Raw genomic sequence first — 22,198 nt, forward strand, 5'->3', positions numbered from 1 at the left:
ACATGTCAAACCAATTGCCCGTCATCAATTTAATGGGACCGACTGCAAGCGGAAAAACCGCTTTGGCATGTGAACTCTATGAACGTGGAAATTTTGAATTAATTTCAGTTGATTCTGCACTTGTATATAAAGATATGGATATTGGTACGGCTAAGCCAACACGTGAAGAGCAGGAGCTATATCCACATCATTTAATTGATATTATTACTCCACTTGAGGTCTATTCGGCTGCTCAGTTTGTTGAAGATGCTTGTGCTTTAATTGATGAGATGCATTCACGTGGCAAAACTCCTATTTTGGTAGGAGGAACCATGCTGTATTTCAAAGCTCTCTTAGAAGGATTATCAAGTAACTTGCCAAGTGCAGATGCAAATGTTCGCGCAGCAATTGAAGAAAAAGCAGCAAATGAAGGGTGGCAAGCTGTTTATGATGAGCTGGTGGCAGTAGATCCGGCGGCTGGAGTGAAGTTTAAGGTTTCTGATAAACAAAGAATTATTCGGGCGTTGGAAGTTTACCGTATTACAGGTCAACCAATTACCAAATTGCAGGCAGAACAACCAAAAAATGTACCATATCGATACACATTTCATAACTACGCTTTACTTCCAGATCGGTTAGAATTACATCAACGCATTGAGCAAAGATTAAGCAAAATGTGGGATATCGGTTTTTTGAGTGAAGTCGAGTCTCTAATTGAAAAATACGATTTAGATGAAAATTTACCCTCTATGCGTTCTGTTGGTTATCGACAAGCTCTAGAATTTCTATTAAAAAGTGATATGAGTCTCAAAAAAAAGCAGGAAATGGAGGATAAAGCCTTATTTGCAACACGACAACTTGCCAAACGTCAATATACGTGGTTACGTTCTTTGCAAGAAATACACGATTTTAAAACTTACTTGACGATAAAGCAGGCGAAAGAAGACTTGCGAAACTCTTATGGATAAAGCAAAATTTGCACACTGTCTTTTTATAATTTTTAGTTGAAAAATAAAGATAGTTTTTTTGCGCTGATTTAAAAATTTTTTTTTGGAGTTAAAAATGTCTAAAGGTCAAACTTTACAAGATCCGTTCTTAAATTCTCTCCGTAAAGAACGCATCCCAGTTTCTATTTTCCTTGTTAACGGTATTAAATTACAAGGTCATATTGAATCTTTTGACCAATATGTTGTTTTATTAAAAAATACTGTAAGTCAAATGGTTTACAAACACGCAATTTCTACAGTTGTTCCAGCTCGTAACCCACGTCCAGCAGGTGCACAAGGTGCAGGTTTCCCAGCTCAGGGTGGTAGTCAAGGTGGCTTCGGTGGTCAAGGCGCTGGCTTTGGTGGTGCTCAAGGTGCTGGCTTCGGTGGCCAAGGCGGCTTCGGTGGTCAAGGTGGCTTCGGTGGTCAAGGCGGCTTCGGTGGTCAAGGCGGCTTCGGTGGTCAAGGTGGCTTCGGTGGTCAAGGTGGCTTCGGTGGTCAAGGCGGCTTCGGTGGTCAAGGCGGCTTCGGCGGACATCAAGGCGGTTTTGATAACGATTCTAAATTTGAAGATGGTCAAGACGACGAAAACAATCGTTAATTGATTAGCTTGAAAAAAACCAGTCAGTGATGACTGGTTTTTTTATGGCTTTAAAAATATAAAAAAGCATATTAAAGCTACCTGCGGTCCATCTCTGTTTCTTAAAATTTAGATTAATAGGTTCTTTGCAAATGGTATTAATATTTGCTGCAGCATTGTGCAGTGTTCTGGTTTCTGTACTACTTAAAAATTTAAAGAAAAAGGGATATCAACCCATGCAAATGATTGCATGGAATTACGCAAGTGCCAGCTTGCTATGTTATCTGTGGTTTAAGCCAGATATTCAGCATATTTCTATACAACATACACCTTGGTGGCTAATTGTGGCGTTAGGCGTCATTCTACCGAGTATTTTTTTATGCCTTGCTAAATCTTTAGAGTACGCAGGTATTGTCAAAACCGAAATTGCTCAGCGGCTGTCCGTGGTACTTTCTTTATTGGCGGCTTATTTCTTTTTCCAAGAGCAGTTTAATTCTCTTAAATTATTAGGGATAGCTTTGGGAATTTTTGCTGTTCTCTTAATTTTATTAGGTCATTTCAACGAGTCTTCCGGATCTCAGTCAAAAAAAGCAATTTTTGCTTTGATGAGTGTCTGGTTTGGATATGCCGCTGTAGATATCTTGTTAAAATATACGAGTAGCTTAGGCCTACAGTTTACTTTGACTTTAAATCTAATTTTTATAACGGCCTTTGTTTTATCGATTATTTATTTAATATTTCAAAAAAATTCAGCATGGCATTTTAAAAATACTTTTGCTGGGCTAATGCTAGGTGTACTAAATTTTTCAAACATTGCCCTATACGTTAAAGCGCATATTTTACTCAAAGATTCTCCGGCCATTGTCTTTGCGAGTATGAATATTTTGGTCGTGTTACTTGGAATAGTTTGTGGCGTAGTTTTATATAAAGAAAAATTAAAATTACCAACCATCGTAGGAATTATTTTAGGAATAAGCGGACTGGTGAGTTTAGCCTTAGCTATGAAATAGGAGTTCAAAAGACTGTTCTTTTGAACTCCACTGAATTCTTATAAATGTGTAAAAATAACTTCATCCGGCAGACGAGATTTTGGCAATTGCGCATTGAAGTCATTTTCGCTTCTATAACCCAGTGAAACAATTACAGAGCTACGCAGGCCTTTTTCTTTTAAGCCAAATTCTTCATTTAAAACATTTTCGTCAAAGCCACCCATTGGGGTTGCATCTATGCCTTCAAGACCAGCTGCAAACAGTAGTTGTCCTAAAGCGATAAAAGTTTGATTTTCCATCCAGCCGAATAAATTCTTTTGCTCATTGCGGTAAAACTCAACATAGCCATGACGAGTATCCTTTTGACCAAGTTTGGCTTTCTCATCTTTAAAACGACCACTTAAATCATCTTGTTCAAGTAACTGGTTTAAATATTCGGATGAAATATCTGTTCTCGTACAAAATACAAGAGTATGTGATGACTCAAGAACCTTGGGGGCATTGTAGGCATATCGTCCTGTTAAGGCTTTGGCAATGCGTTCTTTAGCAGTAGGATTGTCTGCAACCAAGAAATGCCAAGGTTGAATATTCACTGAAGAAGGGGTAAAGCGTAAAATTTCTAATAACTTATTGAATTTTTCTTGAGGAATTTTTTTCTCGGGATCGTACGCTTTGGTAGTGTAGCGACTTTTAACCGTATTTAATAAATCCATACTTTACTCCATATCAATCTTATTACAATGGAAGGGTTCTAATCTTTGGCATCATACGCGATTTTAGAGAAAAACATCTGCATTTTAATGTGATAAAGAAATATAATACTTATATAAATTTTTTACTAATTTATTGAAAATGTTTGAATTAATACCAATTAATCGAAAAAGTAAGCTGCGAGAAATTAGAATTATTAAAGCCTTTCTGATTTTTGCATTTGTATTGTGTCTTTTAATTTTATATATCGAATATCAAAAGTATGCACATATAAACTGGAAATTTGTATTTATTACCTGTCTATGTATGATTTGGGATTTTGATTTAAATAAACAAGCTAAGCATTTGAAAAATAACTGAATATTAATTAATAATACCAATCAGTTAGTTTGATTTGCTGCAGATGTGAAGAGGGATCAATTTCTAAAATTTGTGCATGATCTTCACGCCAATCGCCAAGAACAATCCGCTGTTTATGTTGTAATTGATGAATTGCTGGACGGTGAGTGTGTCCATGAATAAGTATATCTACATCTGTGAGGGCAGAGAGAACAGCTTGTTCATTTACATCCATAATTTCATAACTTTTTTGCTGTTTGTCTGAATGGCTTCTTTTGCGAAAACCCTTGACCAGTTTTGTACGGAAACTCAAGGGGGTGCGGCGTAAAAAAGCAACTAGGAAGGGATTTCGGATAATTTTTTTAAATCTTTGATAGGAAATATCATCAGTACATAACGCATCGCCATGTTCCAAACGGTATTGGTGACCTGCAATGTTGAGATAATAAATATCAGGAAGTAATACACCATTAAACTTATCTAGGAAAACCTGATTTAAAGCAAAGTCTCGGTTACCCACTTGGAAATAAACGCGATTGCCTTTTTGGTTAAATACTTTTAAAGCCTCGACAATTTCATCGAGCCAAGGCGCTGAATAGTCATCACCAATCCAAGCATTAAACCAATCACCTAAAATATAAAGCTGTGTTTGTTTATTTTGATAATATACCAACAAATCTAAAAACCCTCGAACGAGTCGAGGGTGTTCAGGTGACAAGTGTAAATCTGAAATAAACAGATAAGTCACAGCTTTATCCTAAAATTATTCAGAAATAATTTTAGCAGATTCGATAACAACGTTTTCTAAAGGAACGTCAGCGTGATAACCACGGTTACCTGTACGTACGCCTTTGATTGCTTCTACAACGTCCATACCTTCAACAACTTTACCGAATACAGCATAACCCCAACCTTGTGCAGTTTTTGAAGTATGGTTCAGGAAAGAGTTGTTTTTTACGTTGATGAAGAATTGTGCAGAAGCAGAGTGTGGAGCTTGAGTACGTGCCATTGCAATGGTACCTACATCGTTGCTTAAACCGTTGTCAGCTTCATTTTCAATCGCATCACGAGTTGCTTTTTCTTTGAAGTTTTCGTCAAAGCCACCACCTTGGATCATGAAACCGTCAATAACGCGGTGGAAAATCACGCCATCATAGAAACCGTCACGTACGTATTCTAGAAAATTAGCAGCCGTTTTCGGTGCTTTTTCAGTGTTAAGCTCAAGAACAATACGACCTTTGTTGGTGTTTAATTCGACTTGAGGAAAACTCATTACATTAATCTCCTAAACATGGGCAAATTGACCATGGGTTTTTGGTTGAGAGAAGCATAAGCAAACTGTAAACTACAAGGCAAGTAAAAAACGTTAAAATCTTTGTGAAAAATGAAGATAGCGTTTATTTTTTCGAAATTTTATCTACAAAGAAGTGATTGATACACTATGAAGCCTAATGATGTTGTCTCGAACCTGCCAAACAACCCGACACCGAATACTCATGCCTCTGTCGATTCTGCGCAGCAAGAACAACAGGCTGGATTAGATTTTGTTCGCCAAGTCATTACCGATGATTTAGCTGCCGGACGTGCCAAACAAATCGTAACGCGTTTCCCGCCAGAACCAAATGGTTATTTACATATTGGTCACGTAAAAGCAATTTGCCTCAACTTTGGCGTTGCTGAAGAGTTTAATGGTCTTTGTAATTTACGTTTTGACGATACTAACCCCGATGCGGAAGAACAAGAGTATGTTGATGGGATCGCCAATGATGTGAAATGGCTTGGATTTAGCTGGAATGGCGAACCACGTTATGCTTCTGGTTATTTTGATCAGCTTTATGCTTGGGCAATTCAGTTGATTGAACAAGGTGATGCATATGTTGATTTGCAGTCTCCAGAAGAAATCAAATTAAATCGTGGTAGCTTTGTTGAGCCAGGTAAAAATTCGCCATATCGTGATGCTTCTGTTGAAGAAAACCTTGCTCGTTTTGAAAAAATGCGCAATGGTGAACTTAAAGAAGGTGAAGCTGTTTTACGTGCCAAAATTGATATGGCAAGCCCGAATGTACATATGCGTGACCCAATTTTGTATCGTGTTTTACATTCAGAACATCACCAAACAGGCGATAAGTGGAAAATCTACCCAATGTATGACTATGCTCATCCATTGTCTGATGCGATCGAAGGAATCACACATTCACTTTGTACATTAGAGTTCCAAGACCACCGTCCGTTTTATGACTGGATTGTTGAAAAAGTTAAGTCTAAAGCTGTGCCGCATCAGTACGAATCTTCTCGTTTAAACGTAGATTACACCATTACGTCTAAACGTAAATTACGTAAATTGGTTGAAGGCGGTTATGTGAATGGATGGGATGATCCTCGTATGCCAACGGTTGTCGGTATGCGTCGCCGTGGTTTCACACCAGAAGGCCTACGTGATTTCTGTAAACGTGTAGGTGTGTCTAAAACTGACGGTATTGTGGATGTCGCAATGCTTGAGTTCTGTATTCGTCAATCTTTAGAGAATACGGCAGCGCGCGGTATGGCAGTGTTAAATCCATTAAAAGTAACACTTACGAACTTACCGGAAGATTTAGACCTTACCCATGCTCGTCATCCTAATGTCGATATGGGTGAGCGCGTTATTCCATTGACTAAAGAAATCTATATTGACCGTAAAGATTTCGAAGAAGTACCGCCAAAAGGCTTTAAACGTTTAATTCCTGATGGTGAAGTTCGTTTACGCCATGCATATGTGATTAAGTGTGATGAAGTCATTAAAGATGCAAATGGTGAAGTCGTTGAGCTGAAGTGTTCAATCGATCCGGATACTTTAGGTAAAAATCCTGAAGGTCGCAAAGTAAAAGGCGTAATTCACTGGGTATCTGCAACTAAAGGTATTCCTGCTGAGGTACGTATTTATGATCGATTGTTTACAGAAGCGGACCCTGAAACTGGTGATGATTTCTTAGCAAACTTAAATCCAGATTCTTTGAAAGTGGTTCAAGCTGTAATCGAACCTGCTTTAGCTCAAGCGAAGCCAGAAGATCGCTTCCAGTTTGAACGCGAAGGTTATTTCGTTGCTGATCAATACGATCATACTCCTGAGAAGCCTGTGTTTAACCGTGTTCTTGACTTAAAAGACAGCTTCAAACCTGAGAAAAAGTAAGAGATTGCTTATCTCTTACTTTTTCGCAAGACGAATATCATGTGGTGAGTAAACAGAAGATATAAAAAGCCCAACTGTAAAGTTGGGCTTTTTATTCAGGTGTCTTCTCATATTTTCTTTTTCTTTATGATTAACGTCCTTGGCAAAGTAGCTTAGGCCGGGTTAATCACATAAAAATAAAGAACTAAGATGATGAGGAGAACGCATGAAAGCAATAAATAAGTATTGACCGTATTAAAGCTTTTAATAAATTTCCAGATATCCATAGTAATTCAGCGTATATTTTATGTTACAAATTAATAATACACTGAAAATTTTAAGAAATGTTTCCAAAGATAGAATATAAACTTTCCTTTGCTTGAAAAATAAACAATTAATACCAAATGGTAAACTCTAACCTTTGTAGATATTAGAAAATTTCTAATTTAACCACTATATCCGATTCGTTTTAGAAACTTTTGAATAACTTCAAATGCAGCATGTTCAAGTGCTTGAGCATATTGTAAGTTTTCTTCTCGTAGTTTCGGAATTGAAATTTTGGCATTACGAAGTTCACATGTATGGCCAATTAACCATTTCTCAAAATTTTCTTCTGTTGTTTCAATATGAAACTGCAAAGCAAGAATATTATTTCCAACTTCAAATGCCTGATTAGTATAAATCTCTGAACTAGCTAATAACACTGCGTTTTCAGGCAGGTCAAAAGTGTCGCCATGCCAGTGTAAAACATGCACATTATTAAGCAAAGGCGATAATACCTGATTAGGACGTAAACTTAAGCTTAAGGCTCCCCAGCCAATTTCTTTTTGATGGCCTGCATATACTTTGGCGCCAAGTGCATGCGCAATAAGCTGTGCGCCTAGGCAAATACCAAGTGTAGGTTTATCTGCTGCCAAGCGTTGTTTAAGTAAAGCGATTTCATCTTTTAAAAATGGATAATCTTCGGTTTCATAAACTCCGATTGGGCCGCCTAAAATAATAGTTAAACCATCATGTGTAAAAGCTGGTGTTAAATCATCCACACCTGCTTCAAAATAGCGGACACGAAACCCAAGTTGATAAAAAACATCTTCTAATGAACCTAGGTCTTCGAAAGCAAGATGCTGAATGGCATAAATAGTTTTAGGAAAGGCGTTTGTTGTGTTCATACAAATGATTCAGAGAGGACCAATAGGTGGAGTATAGCGATAAATATAAAGAAGAAAATATCCATACAAATCGTCAATACCTGAAAATTGCTATTTTTCGTTAAGATAATCTTGTTACGCATAAATATTCTGTAGGGAAGAAATATCTACGCGTAACCTGCTATTTAAAATAAAAGCTTTGCGTTTTCATTATGGTCGATATTTGAAAGTTGATGTTCATCTTTTAAATTCACTCCTGAAAAGCCAAGCTGTTTCGATTTTCTCATTAATGCCATTAAACGTTGTACAGCAACCGGAATACTTAAACCTGCTGAGCGAACATTTGAAATACAGTTGCGTTTGGAATCGAGACAGCCTGAATATGCATTCCATGTGTAGTAAATTCCCATACTGTCAGGAGAGCTTAAACCAGGGCGTTCTCCAATCAGCATGACTAACATGGATGCTTTAAAAATTTCTGCAACTTCATCGCCTAAAGCAACTCTGCTTCCTGTTGCAAGTACAATCGGGGCAAGGCTCCAATTTTCTTGCTGAATTTGTTCACTTAGCGCTGCAATAAATACGATGGCATTTGCTTCAATCGCTCTTGCAGAGAGTCCATCACCGACCACAATACAAACATCATACTGTTGCGGGTTTTCTGCATACTTCTTAATTAAGGTATCTTTTGATGGGTTTGAAAGCTGACGACCTAAATCCGGACGTTTAAGATAAATTTCTTTATTAGGTGCATTACTTTGTATATGAAAACTTTGCAGCTGCTGCTGTGCTAATTGCTCCAAGAGATAGGAAACATCCATCTCTTGATAAACTGCATCTTTTGCTTGTGCATGAGACAACTGAAACTCAAGTAAAGCGCGTGTTGGGATACTGCAACCTGCACGACCCAGAGCAATACGGGCATCGGTAAACTGTTTGAGCTTTTCCCACTGATCCTGATGGGTAGAGGACGGATATTGAATATCACGATTAAGTTTCATAGTGTTCTCCCTAGTTCATGAGCAGACGAGAGAATTGGTCAGGCATATGGTCTGCCCAACATATTTGAGAGTTTTGCTGTTTAAAAATCCCTTGTTGTTCAAGCCAAGCGGAGAACTCAGGAGCGGGTTTTAAACCTAAGAGTTGTCTTAAATAGAGGGCATCATGAAAGGAAGTGGTTTGATAGTTGAGCATGACATCGTCTGAACCCGGAATCCCCATAATAAAGTTAATGCCTGCGGCGCCAAATAGAGTAAGAAGTACATCCATATCATTTTGGTCGGCATCGGCATGGTTGGTATAACAAATATCGCAACCCATTGGCACGCCAAGTAACTTACCGCAGAAGTGATCTTCCAGTCCCGCACGTATAATTTGTTTACCGTTAAAGAGATATTCGGGGCCAATAAAACCAACGACTGTATTCACTAAAAGCGGATTGTATTTACGGGCCACTGCATAGGCACGAGTTTCTAATGTTTGTTGATCTACTCCGTGATGAGCATTGCTTGATAGGGCACTACCTTGTCCCGTTTCAAAGTACATGACGTTTTGTCCAATGGTTCCGCGCTTGAGTGAGAGGGTGGCTTCATATCCTTCTTGTAGTAAATCAAGTGAAATTCCAAAACCTTCATTAGCCAGTTGGGTGCCGGCAATTGATTGGAACATTAAATCAATCGGTACATTTTTTTCAGCCAGTTGAATGCCTGAGCTGATATGCGTAAGTACACAAGATTGCGTTGGAATTTGATATTCCTGAATGACGTGATCAAGCAATTTCAGTAGCTCTGACAAATTATGCAGGTTATCCGTGGCAGGGTTAATGCCAATTACGGCATCGCCATTGCCATACATCAACCCATCTAAAATACTGGCTGAAATACCGAGCACATCATCGGTAGGGTGGTTGGGTTGTAAACGGGTAGAAAGATGTCCTTTTAAACCAATTGTGTTGCGAAATTGGGTGACCACTTCACATTTGCTGGCGATATAAATCAAATCTTGATTGCGCATAATTTTGCTGACAGCAGCCACCATTTCTGGAGTTAAACCTGATGCTAAAGCTTTTAAGCTTTGGGCAGTGGCATCTTCTCCAAGTAACCAATTTCGAAAATCGCCTACTGTAAAGTGTGAAATAGGGGTAAAGGCTGCCAGATCATGTTCATCAATAATCAGTCGTGTAATTTCATCAGTTTCATAATCGATTACAACTTCATTTAAAAAGGTTTTTAATGGCACATCAGCCAAAGTCATTTGTGCCGCAACATGTTCGGTTGCATCTCTGGCAGCTACACCTGCTAACTCATCGCCTGAACGTAACGGTGTAGCTTTGGCCATTAACGTTTTTAGGTCAGCAAAGTGATACTGTTGATTGGCGACAATATTGCGATAACTCATAGTTACATCCTTTTATTTATAGTTCTTGTTCTGCGGCTTTAATATTTGCAAACTCTTCTTCTGGTGTTCCTTTCACTAAATGATAGCGGCTGTAGAACAAGAAGTAAGCAATAAATACGACATAGATACCGGCAGCAATAAACCACACTTTCGGATTAACAACAAAACCTGCGACCACAGCAGCGACTGCTAAAACTAGTGCAATGCTTGAAGTGATGACTCCTCCTGGAGTTTTATAAGGACGAGGCATGTCGGGTTTAGATAAGCGCAGTTTGATGTGGGATAAAAGAATCAGCACATAAGAAATAGTTGCGCCAAAAACCGCGATTAAAATCAGTGAGTCGCCTTCTTTGGTAAGTGAAAGTAAGAACCCGATAATGCCCGGAATAATAATTGCAAGATAAGGGGCTTTATTTTTATTGGTTAAAGAGAGTGAAGTAGGTAAGTAACCAGCTCGTGACAATGCAAAGATTTGACGCGAATAGGCATAGATAATTGAGAAGAAACTTGCGATTAAACCAGCTAAACCCACAAAGTTTACGAATGTCGCAAGCCAAGTGTTGGTGCCATAAACTTTAACCAAAGCATCTACCAGAGGAGCGCCTGAGTTTTGTAAAGTACTTGCACCTGCTGCACCTGCACCCAAGAACAAAATAAGCATGGCAAATGCTGTTAAGATGAGCATTGCACCGATTAAACCGCGTGGCAGAGATTTGGCTGGATCTTTTGCTTCTTCTGCTGCTAAAGGAACACCTTCTACTGCAAGAAAAAACCAGATAGCAAAAGGAACCGCGGCCCAGATGCCCAAGTAGCCATGAGGTAAAAAAAGACTTGTGCCAACACCTGTACTAACTGGAATATCAAATAAATTTTGTGCATTAAAGTGTGGAATCATTGCCCCAATAAACACGACAAGGGCAACAGCGGCGACAAGTGTAATCGCAAACATGATTTTTAAAGCTTCGCCGGCACCTTTGAGATGTATACCCATAAAAATGGCATAACAGGCGAGGTAAATCATCCAGCCATTAATACCAAATAGAGATTCGCAATAACCACCAATAAATACGGCAATAGCGGCAGGCGCAATTGCGTATTCAATTAAAATCGCTGTACCTGTTAAGTAGCCTCCGAAAGGACCAAAGGCAGCACGTGCAAAACTATAACCGCCACCTGCTGTCGGCATCATGGTGGACATTTCTGACATAGAAAGACATAGACATAAGTACATAAGCGCAGCAAGAGCAGTGGCAATAAACATACCACCCCAACCACCTTGGGCAATACCGAAGTTCCAGCCGGCAAAATCACCTGATATCACATAAGCTACGCCTAAACCAATCAGGAGTAACCAACCCACGGTACCTTGTTTAAGTTGGCGCTGAGCAAAATATTCTGCTGATGAGACTTCTGCACTTGAAGAAATAACGGAAGCTGTTTCTGGTTGATTCATACAATACTCCTGCGAGTTGGTTTGTATGAATGAATGCAAAAGCAATGCCTAAATGATGTGCTTTAAATATTAGATGATACTTTTTTATTCCAGATAGTAAAAATCTGAGAGCTGACTGTACTAAATAAAAAAGCCAGCAATTTAAATTACCGGCTTTTTATACAATTAATGATCTTGCTTCCTTCTAGCATTGATAGCTTGGTATCAACTTGGTGCGAAACTTAGAAGAAGCCCATTGGTTTGGTTGAATAACTCACCAACAAGTTTTTGGTTTGTTGATAGTGATCCAGCATCATCTTATGGTTTTCACGACCAATACCAGACTTCTTGTAACCACCAAATGCAGCATGCGCAGGGTAGATGTTATAGCAGTTTGTCCAGACACGACCCGCCTCAATAGCACGACCAGCACGGTAAGAAATATGGGCTGAACGTGACCAAACACCTGCACCTAAACCATACATGGTGTCGTTGGCAATTTTGATTGCATCGTCAAAGTCTTTAAATGTTGTCACAGCCAATACAGGACCAAAAATTTCTTCTTGGAAAACTTGCATGCTGTTGTGGCCTTTAAAAATAGTCGGATCAACATAGAAACCATCACCTACTTCTTTACGGCCACTACCGCCCAGTAAGAGTTCTGCACCTTCTTCTCGGCCCGTATTAATACAACGTAAGATTTTCTCTTGTTGTTGCAAAGATGCTTGAGCACCAATCATGGTTTCAGTATCGAGAGGATGACCAGTTTTAATACGTTTTACACGTTCAACAGCCAACTCTAAAAATTGATCAGCAATACTTTCTTGTACTAAAGCACGAGAAGGGCAAGTACATACTTCACCTTGGTTTAAGGCAAACATGGCAAAACCTTCCAGCGTTTTTTCTAAGAAGTCATCTTCTTTATCCATGATGTCTTCAAAGAAAAGGTTCGGTGACTTGCCACCAAGCTCTAGCGTGACTGGAATAATATTTTCGGTCGCATATTGCATCACCATTTGCCCAGTTTGTGTTGAACCGGTAAACGCGATTTTGGCAATACGTGGGCTTGTTGCTAACGGGCGACCAACTTCTGCGCCGAAACCATTCACAATATTAAGTACGCCCGGCGGTAAGATATCTTGGATGAGTTCGGCAACTAACAAAATACCTACCGGAGTTTGCTCAGCTGGCTTAATCACCACACAGTTACCAGCCGCCAAAGCGGGAGCGAGCTTCCATGCAGCCATTAAAATCGGGAAGTTCCATGGAATGATTTGACCAACCACACCTAGTGGTTCATGGAAATGGTAGGCAATGGTATCTTCATCAATTTCAGAGATGCCGCCTTCTTGAGCACGAATACATCCTGCGAAATAACGGAAATGGTCGATTGCAAGTGGAAGGTCAGCTGCCAAAGTTTCACGAACTGCTTTACCGTTATCCCAAGTTTCTGCAACCGCAAGCATTTCAAGATTTGCTTCTAAACGATCAGCAATTTTTAAAAGTATATTAGAACGTGTAGTCGGTGAAGATTTATTCCATGAAGCTTTCGCTTTGTGTGCTGCATCTAAAGCAAGTTCAATATCTTCAGCACTAGAGCGTGGAATGCGTGTGAAAGCTTTTCCATCCACTGGTGATACATTATCAAAATATTCACCCTTTAGAGGTGCAACCCATTCACCGCCAATAAAATTTTCATATTGTGATTTAAATTGAACTTTTGAGCCTGGTTGATTTGGATCGATATAGCGCATATAAATATTCCTTTGCTTTTTTAGGACTAAAGACTAACAAGAACCCTGTCAGTAAGTACTTTCGTACTTTGTATAATTAGGATATAAAGAAGAAGGTTGGAGAAAGGTTGGAATAGAAATGTGAATATATAAGGAATTTACAAATGTTCACAAAAAAGGATTTATTGCAGCAACGGATGTTGATTGATCAACTGCGCACGCAAAATAGTCTCTCTCCTCAGAACGCTGCCAAACTCGGCCAAAGTATTGCAAGCTCGTGGGAACGATCAGCTTCTGCTGCGATTCCTAAAGAACGATTTGCAGCACCTCTACTTGAAAGAAAATCTGCTTCACAAAATGCTTTGGATCTGGCACTAAGCCAGTGTGCTGATGACTTACGTCATATTGCAGAGCAATCTTCTATGGTCATTGCTGTGGGTGACATCGGTAGTACCATTATCTGGACAGCCTCAAGTGCTCAAATGCAGAGTGCCGCTGAACGTGTACATTTTGTACAAGGTGGTCAATGGCGTGAAGAATTTGTAGGTACGAATGCATTAGCGTTATCTTTAAAAACTCAACAATCAAGTTGTGTTTTTTCCAATGAACATTATATGGAGTCGATTCACGATTGGGTTTGTTATGCGGCACCCATTATCGATCCATACTCAAAACAAACCTTGGGCGTGGTAGATTTATCAACTACATGGAAAAACCATAATACCTTGGGCATATTGGCTGCTGAGCGTTGTGCCTCCATTATTCAATCTGCCTTGTTAGAACAACAGCGCCAGCACTTACACATCCGGGCATTTTCGACGCCGCAAGTTAAATTTAACGGCAAAAGTTTATTATTGACGCCGCGTCAAATTGAAATTTTAACGATATTGGCACTATGTCCACATGGTTTAACCTTAGAGCATCTCTATCAGGCACTTTATGGTGAGCGTAAAGTAAGCATGGGTACGCTTAAAGCTGAAATGTCTCAATTGCGAGATATATTGGGAGGTTTGCTTGGTTCACGTCCATATCGGTTACTTGTGCATGTTGAGGCCGATTTTTTACAAGCTGAACAAGCGCTTGATGCTGGATATGTCGCCTCTGCATTGCAGCTTTATACGGGCGTATTTCTGGCAAAAACCGAAAGTCCGTTTCTATGTGCATGGCGTGACTGCCTTGAGTCGCGTTTAAGTGATGCGATTTTTAAAACACAAGAAACAGATTTATTACTTAAGCATTTAGCTCATTTCCCTGAAGCAATCGATGCGGTAGAACGTCTTATGGAGTTATTACCGAGTGAACATCCTGCGCATCAATTGCTAGTGAAATATATTGAGTCACCTAAGCTAAGTTAGGTGACTTTTTGATCCAGCCACTGGAATAGTTGCTGATAGACTTGTTCCCGTACTGGCTGGGCCGAAAGGACTAAATCGTGTAAACCATTGTGAATAGAGACAACCCAGACGTCGCCTTTCATTTTTTTCCCAAATTTAGCAATGTCTTTAACGTCTAAAATGACATCGCTTTGAGTTGCATCGGGTCCCCATTTACGTGGGTTTTTAGTTTGGTGCGAATGCATAATCAGTGCGGGAACATTCAGTTTAACCCCGCGGTGAATTTCTTTTTGCGCAGTATGAATTGCATGTACAAAGCTGAGTTGAACTGTAGGGGCAGAGGTTGGTTTCCAATCGAGGTTGAAATCCCATTCACCTTTAAGCTGCTTATGAAGACTGGTGGTGTACCATTTGTTCAGTTGGCTTGGAAATTTAACTTTTGGCAGATATTTTCCTACTCGACTGAGCATGGGAATACCAAACTTCTTTTCGACTAAGCTTAAATTAAAATCGTAAAACGGACTATTCGCCCAGAGTGCTTTAATGAGGGGATGATCAGGATGATGCGCAGCATAAAGCGTTGCCGTTAAGCCGCCTGTTGAGTGACCTGCAAGTAAAACTTGTGTATGTTTTTCTTGACCAATAATCTCTAATGCTTGAGTAATTTCGGCATCATATTCATTTAAATCGAGCACATTATAGAAAATTTGATGAGGCAGTTTTGAGCGGCCATATTTTCTTAAATCGAGTGCATAGAAGTCATAACCATGGGCATTAAATTGCTCGGCCATTTCGGTTTGAAAGAAATAATCTAAAAAACCATGAATATAAAGTACGGCTTTTTGAGTCGGTTGAGTGGCTTTTTTACGAACTAAGGTGGCTACAACTTTACCTTCATAATCATCTGGAAAGTTGAGCGTTAGCTGTTCATAGCCGGCACCTAAAATATCTGGGGCGTAATTGTGTTTAGCTGTAGATGTATTCATTTTTATCGAGCTATTGTCATTAAGTCATGTTGAGTATCCTTCAATGAAATGGGCAAATTGTCAATTAGGTTTAGAGAAGGTTGGAGTATAGGTTTTAAAAAAAGGGAATACCGCTGGAGCTAAGTATTCCCCAAAAAGTAAGTCAACGGTCGGAGGGATTTGACTTACTACAGGAACATAGCGTTACATCAGTATTAAAGTGCTGCTTTGAAAATCTCCACAACTTGTGCATGGTTTGCTTTACGTGGGTTGGTGAGCATACATGCGTCTTTTTGAGCATTTTCGGCCATCACCGCGAGGTCCTCAGTTTTTACGCCAAGTTCTGTTAAGCCAGATGGGATACCAATTGAAGAAGACAGTTTACGGATGGCATCAATTGCAGCATATGCAGCTTCTGTTATGGTGAGACCGTGGGTATTTACACCCATTAATTCTGCGATTTTTGCATAACGATCTGGACAAGCAATTAAGTTAAATTCACAAACATGTGGTAGCAAGATTGCGTTACATACACCATGAGGTAGGTTGTAGAACCCGCCCAACTGGTGTGCCATTGCATGAACATAACCTAAAGATGCATTGTTAAATGCCATACCAGCCAAGTACTGCGCATAGCTCATAGCATCACGCGCTTCGATGTTTTCGCCATTTGCGACAGCGGGTTGTAACCATTGACTAATCATGGTGATTGCTTTTTCTGCACACGCATCAGTAATTGGGTTTGCCGCCGTAGATACATATGCTTCAACTGCATGGGTTAGTGCATCCATACCTGTTGCAGCGGTTAAACCAGCCGGTTTTGCAATCATGAGTTTCGGGTCATCGATCGCAATAAGTGGAGTACAACGCCAGTCCACAATAGCCATTTTTACATGAGTATCTGTATTGGTAATAATACAGAAACGAGTCATTTCAGATGCCGTACCAGCCGTTGTATTGACTGCAATTAATGGCGTCATTGGGACTTTACTTTTATCGATGCCTTCGTAGTCACGAATATGACCACCACCCGCAGTCACTAAGCCAATCCCTTTTGCACAGTCATGAGATGAGCCACCGCCTAACGACACAATAAAGTCACAGCCATTTTCGTTATAGGCATTCACACCGTTGTGGACATTAATATCGGTTGGGTTAGGTTCCGCGCCCGGGAAAATATGGCTCGCTACGCCTGCTTCGGTTAAATAGCTTGCGATAAGATCTGCAACGCCAAATTTAAATAGCCCTTCATCGGTCACAATTAATGCTTTTTTTGCGCCGAGGTTCTGCGCCTTTGTTCCAATTTCTTTGGCACATCCTGGTCCAAAGAGTGATACGCAAGGAATATAAAAACCGTTTGTTTGATCTGCAATATTTTTAAAAGCCATGGAGTGATTCCTTTTTCCATAAATCCATTGTTTGTTATTACAGGTGAGCCTCACCATGGCCTTAGTATTGTGATGTGTAGATTATTTTCCTACCTACCAAAAACCTACCAAATACTAACTTGATATTAGTTATTGATTTATATTGTTTTTATAGAAAATTTGGCTCATTCATTTAAATTTTTCGGGAAAATCGTTAAGCTATGGGCTGTTGAAGATGTACATATGAGATTATGAAACAGGAAACTGCACTTAAACTGCTAAAAGCAGGTGAAAATGTCTTTTTAACCGGTTCGGCTGGTGCAGGGAAAACCTATACACTCAATCAGTACATCCATTATTTAAAAGCGCGTAAAGTACCTGTAGCGATTACAGCATCTACCGGTATTGCTGCAACGCATATGAATGGCATGACCATTCATACATGGGCTGGTATTGGCATCAAAGATCATCTAACTGACGATGACTTGAAACGCATGAAAGAGCGTAAATATCTCAAGGAACACCTTGAAAACGCGCAAGTTCTTGTCATCGATGAAATCTCAATGCTCCATGCGAAGCAGCTTAATCTGGTCAATCAGGTTTTAAAATATTTTAAAGAAAGTGATGAAGCATTCGGTGGCATTCAAGTGATTGTAGCTGGAGATTTCTTCCAGTTGCCACCCGTAGGCCGTAATGGTGAAGCCAACCGTGACAAATTCTGTTTTATGTCTGATGCATGGGTCGAAGCCAAATTTCGGGTATGTTATTTAACAGAACAACACCGCCAAGATGATGAAATTCTGAATCAGATATTAAATGCGATTCGTGCGCAAAGTATTCAAACCGAGCATTTGCAAGCTTTGCATCAATCCCGTACTCATGACATTGGCGAAACCTTTACTCGTCTTTATACGCATAACATGGATGTCGACAATATTAATTATCAGCACTTAAATGAAATTGATAATGAAGGACATCAATTCAACGCTGTTTTAGACGGTAATGAAAAGTTATTAGAAACCTTAAAATCTTCAGTCCGTGCTCCGGAAGAACTCACACTTAAAAAGCATGCCAAAGTCATGTTTGTAAAAAACAACTTTGATATGGGCTATATCAACGGAAGCTTAGGTGAGGTGATCGGTTTTGAAGAAGATGACGAAAATGGGTTATTGCCAAAGGTAAAATTAACCGATGGTACAACTTTGCTGGTAGCGCCTGAAACATGGTCAATTGAAAATGAAGCAGGAAAAGTCATTGCAAGTTTCCAGCAAATTCCACTTCGTTTGGCATGGGCGATTACCATTCATAAAAGCCAAGGTATGACTTTGGAAGCTGCCGAAATTAACCTGATGCATACCTTTGAAAAAGGGCAAGGTTATGTTGCGCTCTCACGTTTGAAGTCTTTAACAGGGTTAAAATTATTAGGTTTTAATGAACAAGCTTTGGAGTTAGATAGTCTGGCTGTAAAAGCTGATCGCCGTTTTCAAGAACTTTCTAAAGAAGCCGAAGATAATTTTGCTAATGTCGATTTAACGGCTCAACATAAAGCCTTTATTCGTCATTGTGGTGGAACCTTAAATGAAACTGAAATTTCAAGAAATGAGAAAAAACTAGCGAGAGGCGAGAAGCAAAATTACGCCTCAGCGACTTTGGACGAAACTCGTGCATTGTTTGAAGAAGGCTACGAAATTGAAGATATTGCACATGAACGTGGTCTAACACCTGCAACCATTATTAATCACTTGGCTCGACTGCATAAAGAACAAAAGCTAGATATTTCGGTTGCCCATCCTGGTGAAGAAGTGGTCGAAGAAGTGCGTAAAATTTATAAGAAGTTGAAAAAACGCCAAAATCCGGATCATTTTTCTGATGATGGTTCGATCAAACTAAGACCAATTGTTGAGGCAACCAGCCCTCGAATGGGATATGATCAGGTTCGATTAGCTTTATTATTTATTGAATAAAGTTTAATGGGCTTAATGACTTATTATATAAATTGAGGTGGCTATGCCGCACGTTGTAGTTGATTATTCAGATAACTTAACTGGACTAAATGCAAAACAATTACTTGAAGAAATTAATACCACGCTCATTGAAACAGAGCTATTTAGTCCAGAAGACATTAAAAGTCGTGCACGTAGAGATGAGGTTTTTCTGATTGGCTTAGGGGTTGATCAAGCCTATATCCATGTAAAAGCCTATATTTTGTCGGGAAGAACTGCTGAACAAAAACAGCTTGTGGGTGAGCAATTATTAGCGGCGCTCAGCAACAAAAAATATCTACCACAAGAGTTTAATAAAGAAATTCAATTGTGTGTTGAGCTTATCGACATGCCAAGAGACGATTATTTTAAGCAAGTTGTATAACTCTAAAAAGCGCAATTTCGATCAAGAATAGCAATGAGCACTATGTAAAAGTAGTCTGATCTTATTACCGACATCTAGTTACTTTTAAAGTGAGTCTAGTGTAATTCAGGCATAGTTTAGGTTATGCCTGTTTATTTAAAAGTTTGATATCTGCGTATTGCTCAATCAGATTAGCATCTAACATATGGATATAATCCATAAATATGCTACTAAAACTACCCATCGTTTGAGCTTGATTTGCAGCAAGTTTACCTGCAATTGCAAAATGAATATGGGCTGAAAGAGCTGCAATGGTTGGTGTCGTCACGGCGCTATATGCAGCAATTAATGCACCCAAAGCGCAGCCAGTTGCAGTAATTTTGGGTTGTAACGGGCTTCCGCCGTTTACTTGGATCACAGCATCTAATTCTCTAGATAAAATATAATCTGACTCACCTGAAATAGCGATACAGTCCGCATGTGCTAATAGTGCATAAGCCTGTTGATAGGCCTGATCACTACTTAAGGTACTATCCACACCTTTAGATTGAACTTGGTTGCCTGCTAGCGTACTGATTTCTGAGGCATTACCACGAATAACGCTTGGTTTGAACTGTAAAAGCTCGTCTGTCATTTGACTACGCCAAGCTAATATTGGCCCATATCCCACCGGATCGAGTACCCACGGAATGTTATTGAGCTGTGCGGTCTTGGCAGAGATTTGCATGGCTTGCATTTGCTCTGAAGTCGGTGTGCCTAAATTAATGCTTAAAGCCGATGAAATTTTGGTAAAACTTTCTGCTTCATAAGGATTATCAATCATGGCAGGTGAAGCACCAGAAGCAAGTAATACATTGGCTGTGTAGTTGGCAGCAACGCTGTTGGTAATACATTGTACCAGCGGCGTTTTTGCCTGCATGTTTTGCCAAGCTTCAATCACCTGTTCAATGAGGTTGGATGTCGAAGTCATCTGATAATCCTTATTAAGCCAGAGATAAGAAAGTTAACGGGTAAAATAGTGATCTTGATGTTTGCAATTTTGGCAAATCAACGACACATAATCTGCTGCATCATAGTCCACGCTTAGATCATTTGAACCACAGTACATACAACGTTTAACCGAGTAAAAGTTTAAACGAGGTTCGATTTTTCGCCATGCTTTCCATACAGGTTGTACAAATATCTGTTCGTCATAACCTAAAAAGCGGTTAAATAATATATGGCTCATTTTACTGTAAGGAATATTGTAAGGGCGGGGCAACATCGAAGTTTCCCACTTTTCAGCCAAAGCTCGTTCCCGATATTGCTCTAAAGTTTTCTTTAATAAATTAGTATTAATAAACTTTTCATTACGTGGCTGTAGAGCTTTTTGCTTATAAAGATATTCAAGTGCAGTCTGAATAAGATAATAAATTTGACCAATGGCCAATGAGTCCATTAAACGGTAGCAAAAGGCTTGAAAATTAGAGCTTCCTGCAATTTGGATACCCCAAGTTCGGCAATAGAACTGAGTGAACTGAATAATTTCTTGATAGAGCACCTGAAACAGCACGTCTTTCACTTCATCGGCACTACGAAATGGAATACCAAGACTTAAGTTTTCATAAAACCAGTGACGTAGCTGCTGGGCTACACTAAATAAGCTTGGGTCACTATAACCATCTAAACGAATGTTTAAATAAAAGCATTGTGGTTCGTCAGATTGATCCTGTGCATTTAAAATCCCATCTTTATGAAGCTGTTTAATCAGATGGCTTTGGAACATCCAGTTGGGGGTAATCGGCTGATATTTTATCTGGTCCCAGTGAATGTATTCGTCATGTGCAACGTCATCACGAGCATAGTCATCAAGTAGGCTCAGTAAAAAAAGTTTATGTAAAAAACTCAGTTGTTCCAAACTGCGTTGTGGCTGATCTTTTGACTTAAACTGGCGTTGTTCTTGTAATCTGGTCTGCTGTAAAAGCTTTTTTCTTTGTTTAGTGCATTGGTCGCAATGACACGTCATTTTTGTGTCTTTAAATACACGGTGTTGGCAATGGCTACATTCATGAAATTGAACGTCTTGCTCAAATTGTTCGGCATCTACCCAGTACATCGACGCTTGGCAGAGAGGGCAATGGCTACTTTCATCTAGCTGTTTTTGTAGAATTTGTAAGGCCATTTCGCTCCGAACGTTTAAATTAATCATGACTGACCTATTATACACAGCCGCATTGCCGATAGATGAGATTGTCTTTTTGTTTGATGCAAAAATAGAAAACCTAAAGTCTTTGTTTTGACTTTAGGTTTTCATAAGAGGTTAAAAGTTAAGATTAAACAGGGCACGGCAAGGTCTCATCATTTTGTCCAAGTTTTTTGGCATTGATCAGTGCCTGCACTTTTTTACTTGGTAATTTCACTTTACCTAAGGCGTCATACGTATTAACGATAGTGGTTACCTCCTGAGCTGTCATTGAAATACCTTCGGCAGACAAGAACACGGCAATCACATAATGGTCGAGTCCTGCTGCATCTAGATCATGAATCGCTTTAATGTTTTCTATTCGATGTAAATAAGCTTTTAATTCCATAGTGAGTTCCTCTTGTTCTGATTGAAATACTTATACTGGTATATTGGATAAGGCAAGAACCATGCCCAAAATGTAAGCAGCTCCTCAAAAATGTTAAAAGCGAAAGGAGTTTTATTTTTATTGTATAGATTGATTATATAAGCAGCGATTATCGTAATTTTGGTCTAATCTGTG

General features: G+C 39.4%; 21 protein-coding genes. 8 read left to right on the top strand and 13 right to left on the bottom strand.

Annotation, left to right across the window (positions count from 1 at the left end):
• Positions 1 to 2: 2 nt before the first annotated feature.
• The 3 genes from miaA (at position 3) to NQ782_RS01445 (ending at position 2,555) form a co-directional block, all read left to right on the top strand.
• Positions 3 to 947: a tRNA (adenosine(37)-N6)-dimethylallyltransferase MiaA gene (miaA, locus tag NQ782_RS01435; RefSeq protein ID WP_000070779.1), complete on the top strand. Its 945-nt coding sequence runs from the start codon at positions 3 to 5 to the stop codon at positions 945 to 947.
• A gap of 94 nt (positions 948 to 1,041) precedes the next feature.
• The gene (gene hfq / locus NQ782_RS01440; RefSeq protein WP_000033652.1) at positions 1,042 to 1,566 is read left to right on the top strand and encodes an RNA chaperone Hfq; all 525 of its coding nucleotides are present in this window, start codon (positions 1,042 to 1,044) and stop codon (positions 1,564 to 1,566) included.
• Positions 1,567 to 1,697: 131 nt separating this feature from the next.
• Positions 1,698 to 2,555 (top strand): DMT family transporter, encoded by an 858-nt coding sequence (locus NQ782_RS01445; RefSeq protein ID WP_015451563.1) that lies wholly within the window; start codon positions 1,698 to 1,700, stop codon positions 2,553 to 2,555.
• Between the two features lie 38 nt (positions 2,556 to 2,593).
• Here NQ782_RS01445 and nfsB read toward each other — a convergent pair whose 3' ends face one another.
• Complete coding sequence (gene nfsB / locus NQ782_RS01450) at positions 2,594 to 3,247, bottom strand: oxygen-insensitive NAD(P)H nitroreductase (RefSeq protein ID WP_057094057.1); 654 nt, start codon at positions 3,245 to 3,247, stop codon at positions 2,594 to 2,596.
• Positions 3,248 to 3,386: 139 nt separating this feature from the next.
• Between nfsB and NQ782_RS01455 the strand changes: the two genes are divergently transcribed.
• Complete coding sequence (locus NQ782_RS01455; RefSeq protein ID WP_086231039.1) at positions 3,387 to 3,605, top strand: hypothetical protein; 219 nt, start codon at positions 3,387 to 3,389, stop codon at positions 3,603 to 3,605.
• Between the two features lie 7 nt (positions 3,606 to 3,612).
• Here NQ782_RS01455 and NQ782_RS01460 read toward each other — a convergent pair whose 3' ends face one another.
• Positions 3,613 to 4,332 (bottom strand): UDP-2,3-diacylglucosamine diphosphatase, encoded by a 720-nt coding sequence (locus NQ782_RS01460; protein WP_057093632.1) that lies wholly within the window; start codon positions 4,330 to 4,332, stop codon positions 3,613 to 3,615.
• Between the two features lie 15 nt (positions 4,333 to 4,347).
• The gene (locus NQ782_RS01465) at positions 4,348 to 4,857 is read right to left on the bottom strand and encodes a peptidylprolyl isomerase (protein WP_000009660.1); all 510 of its coding nucleotides are present in this window, start codon (positions 4,855 to 4,857) and stop codon (positions 4,348 to 4,350) included.
• A 168-nt stretch (positions 4,858 to 5,025) separates the two neighbouring features.
• Between NQ782_RS01465 and NQ782_RS01470 the strand changes: the two genes are divergently transcribed.
• Positions 5,026 to 6,753 (top strand): glutamine--tRNA ligase/YqeY domain fusion protein, encoded by a 1,728-nt coding sequence (locus NQ782_RS01470; RefSeq protein WP_000803938.1) that lies wholly within the window; start codon positions 5,026 to 5,028, stop codon positions 6,751 to 6,753.
• 425 nt (positions 6,754 to 7,178) lie between these two features.
• Here NQ782_RS01470 and NQ782_RS01475 read toward each other — a convergent pair whose 3' ends face one another.
• From NQ782_RS01475 to NQ782_RS01495, 5 genes are all read right to left on the bottom strand, one after another.
• The gene (locus NQ782_RS01475; RefSeq protein WP_001098471.1) at positions 7,179 to 7,901 is read right to left on the bottom strand and encodes a glutamine amidotransferase; all 723 of its coding nucleotides are present in this window, start codon (positions 7,899 to 7,901) and stop codon (positions 7,179 to 7,181) included.
• Between the two features lie 164 nt (positions 7,902 to 8,065).
• Complete coding sequence (gene eutC, locus NQ782_RS01480; RefSeq protein WP_057094024.1) at positions 8,066 to 8,881, bottom strand: ethanolamine ammonia-lyase subunit EutC; 816 nt, start codon at positions 8,879 to 8,881, stop codon at positions 8,066 to 8,068.
• Between the two features lie 10 nt (positions 8,882 to 8,891).
• Positions 8,892 to 10,277, bottom strand: coding sequence for an ethanolamine ammonia-lyase subunit EutB (locus tag NQ782_RS01485; protein ID WP_057094022.1), 1,386 nt, complete (start codon positions 10,275 to 10,277; stop codon positions 8,892 to 8,894).
• A 16-nt stretch (positions 10,278 to 10,293) separates the two neighbouring features.
• Positions 10,294 to 11,730, bottom strand: coding sequence for an ethanolamine permease (gene eat / locus NQ782_RS01490; protein WP_001075440.1), 1,437 nt, complete (start codon positions 11,728 to 11,730; stop codon positions 10,294 to 10,296).
• 221 nt (positions 11,731 to 11,951) lie between these two features.
• Positions 11,952 to 13,463, bottom strand: coding sequence for an aldehyde dehydrogenase family protein (locus tag NQ782_RS01495; RefSeq protein WP_001269055.1), 1,512 nt, complete (start codon positions 13,461 to 13,463; stop codon positions 11,952 to 11,954).
• Positions 13,464 to 13,606: 143 nt separating this feature from the next.
• Here NQ782_RS01495 and NQ782_RS01500 point away from each other — a divergent pair, with 143 nt between their 5' ends.
• Positions 13,607 to 14,797 carry a helix-turn-helix domain-containing protein gene (locus NQ782_RS01500; protein WP_000494375.1) on the top strand — a complete coding sequence of 397 codons (1,191 nt, stop codon included), beginning with the start codon at positions 13,607 to 13,609 and terminating at the stop codon, positions 14,795 to 14,797.
• Here the strand turns inward: NQ782_RS01500 and NQ782_RS01505 are convergent.
• Positions 14,794 to 15,762: an alpha/beta hydrolase gene (locus NQ782_RS01505; RefSeq protein WP_057094020.1), complete on the bottom strand. Its 969-nt coding sequence runs from the start codon at positions 15,760 to 15,762 to the stop codon at positions 14,794 to 14,796. The genes NQ782_RS01500 and NQ782_RS01505 overlap by 4 nt on opposite strands.
• A 194-nt stretch (positions 15,763 to 15,956) precedes the next feature.
• Positions 15,957 to 17,129 carry an iron-containing alcohol dehydrogenase gene (locus tag NQ782_RS01510; protein ID WP_020753242.1) on the bottom strand — a complete coding sequence of 391 codons (1,173 nt, stop codon included), beginning with the start codon at positions 17,127 to 17,129 and terminating at the stop codon, positions 15,957 to 15,959.
• Between the two features lie 230 nt (positions 17,130 to 17,359).
• Here NQ782_RS01510 and NQ782_RS01515 point away from each other — a divergent pair, with 230 nt between their 5' ends.
• Together NQ782_RS01515 and NQ782_RS01520 are read left to right on the top strand one after the other, a co-directional pair.
• Entirely contained in the window at positions 17,360 to 19,072 is a 1,713-nt protein-coding gene (locus tag NQ782_RS01515) for an AAA family ATPase (RefSeq protein WP_000808297.1), read from the top strand.
• A 43-nt stretch (positions 19,073 to 19,115) separates the two neighbouring features.
• A complete protein-coding gene (locus NQ782_RS01520; protein WP_001120984.1) occupies positions 19,116 to 19,475 on the top strand; it encodes a 5-carboxymethyl-2-hydroxymuconate Delta-isomerase in 360 nt (119 codons plus the stop codon).
• A gap of 121 nt (positions 19,476 to 19,596) precedes the next feature.
• Here NQ782_RS01520 and thiM read toward each other — a convergent pair whose 3' ends face one another.
• The 3 genes from thiM to NQ782_RS01535 form a co-directional block, all read right to left on the bottom strand.
• Entirely contained in the window at positions 19,597 to 20,424 is an 828-nt protein-coding gene (gene thiM, locus NQ782_RS01525) for a hydroxyethylthiazole kinase (protein WP_000204867.1), read from the bottom strand.
• Positions 20,425 to 20,457: 33 nt separating this feature from the next.
• Complete coding sequence (locus tag NQ782_RS01530) at positions 20,458 to 21,615, bottom strand: hypothetical protein (RefSeq protein ID WP_057094018.1); 1,158 nt, start codon at positions 21,613 to 21,615, stop codon at positions 20,458 to 20,460.
• A 151-nt stretch (positions 21,616 to 21,766) separates the two neighbouring features.
• Positions 21,767 to 22,024 (bottom strand): hypothetical protein, encoded by a 258-nt coding sequence (locus NQ782_RS01535; RefSeq protein ID WP_057094016.1) that lies wholly within the window; start codon positions 22,022 to 22,024, stop codon positions 21,767 to 21,769.
• Positions 22,025 to 22,198 lie beyond the last annotated feature (174 nt).

This window comes from Acinetobacter sp. BD54, assembly GCF_044778325.1.
Taxonomy (GTDB): Bacteria; Pseudomonadota; Gammaproteobacteria; order Pseudomonadales; family Moraxellaceae; genus Acinetobacter; species Acinetobacter baumannii.

Bases quoted from the DNA above. Each gene is read 5' to 3' on its own strand.
- miaA (WP_000070779.1), top strand. From the start codon at position 3: ATGTCAAACCAATTGCCCGTCATCAATTTAATGGGACCGACTGCAAGC.
- hfq (WP_000033652.1), top strand. From the start codon at position 1,042: ATGTCTAAAGGTCAAACTTTACAAGATCCGTTCTTAAATTCTCTCCGT.
- NQ782_RS01445 (WP_015451563.1), top strand. From the start codon at position 1,698: ATGGTATTAATATTTGCTGCAGCATTGTGCAGTGTTCTGGTTTCTGTA.
- nfsB (WP_057094057.1), bottom strand. From the start codon at position 3,247: ATGGATTTATTAAATACGGTTAAAAGTCGCTACACTACCAAAGCGTAC.
- NQ782_RS01455 (WP_086231039.1), top strand. From the start codon at position 3,387: ATGTTTGAATTAATACCAATTAATCGAAAAAGTAAGCTGCGAGAAATT.
- NQ782_RS01465 (WP_000009660.1), bottom strand. From the start codon at position 4,857: ATGAGTTTTCCTCAAGTCGAATTAAACACCAACAAAGGTCGTATTGTT.
- NQ782_RS01470 (WP_000803938.1), top strand. From the start codon at position 5,026: ATGAAGCCTAATGATGTTGTCTCGAACCTGCCAAACAACCCGACACCG.
- NQ782_RS01475 (WP_001098471.1), bottom strand. From the start codon at position 7,901: ATGAACACAACAAACGCCTTTCCTAAAACTATTTATGCCATTCAGCAT.
- eutC (WP_057094024.1), bottom strand. From the start codon at position 8,881: ATGAAACTTAATCGTGATATTCAATATCCGTCCTCTACCCATCAGGAT.
- NQ782_RS01485 (WP_057094022.1), bottom strand. From the start codon at position 10,277: ATGAGTTATCGCAATATTGTCGCCAATCAACAGTATCACTTTGCTGAC.
- eat (WP_001075440.1), bottom strand. From the start codon at position 11,730: ATGAATCAACCAGAAACAGCTTCCGTTATTTCTTCAAGTGCAGAAGTC.
- NQ782_RS01495 (WP_001269055.1), bottom strand. From the start codon at position 13,463: ATGCGCTATATCGATCCAAATCAACCAGGCTCAAAAGTTCAATTTAAA.
- NQ782_RS01500 (WP_000494375.1), top strand. From the start codon at position 13,607: ATGTTCACAAAAAAGGATTTATTGCAGCAACGGATGTTGATTGATCAA.
- NQ782_RS01505 (WP_057094020.1), bottom strand. From the start codon at position 15,762: ATGAATACATCTACAGCTAAACACAATTACGCCCCAGATATTTTAGGT.
- NQ782_RS01510 (WP_020753242.1), bottom strand. From the start codon at position 17,129: ATGGCTTTTAAAAATATTGCAGATCAAACAAACGGTTTTTATATTCCT.
- NQ782_RS01515 (WP_000808297.1), top strand. From the start codon at position 17,360: ATGAAACAGGAAACTGCACTTAAACTGCTAAAAGCAGGTGAAAATGTC.
- NQ782_RS01520 (WP_001120984.1), top strand. From the start codon at position 19,116: ATGCCGCACGTTGTAGTTGATTATTCAGATAACTTAACTGGACTAAAT.
- thiM (WP_000204867.1), bottom strand. From the start codon at position 20,424: ATGACTTCGACATCCAACCTCATTGAACAGGTGATTGAAGCTTGGCAA.
- NQ782_RS01530 (WP_057094018.1), bottom strand. From the start codon at position 21,615: ATGGCCTTACAAATTCTACAAAAACAGCTAGATGAAAGTAGCCATTGC.
- NQ782_RS01535 (WP_057094016.1), bottom strand. From the start codon at position 22,024: ATGGAATTAAAAGCTTATTTACATCGAATAGAAAACATTAAAGCGATT.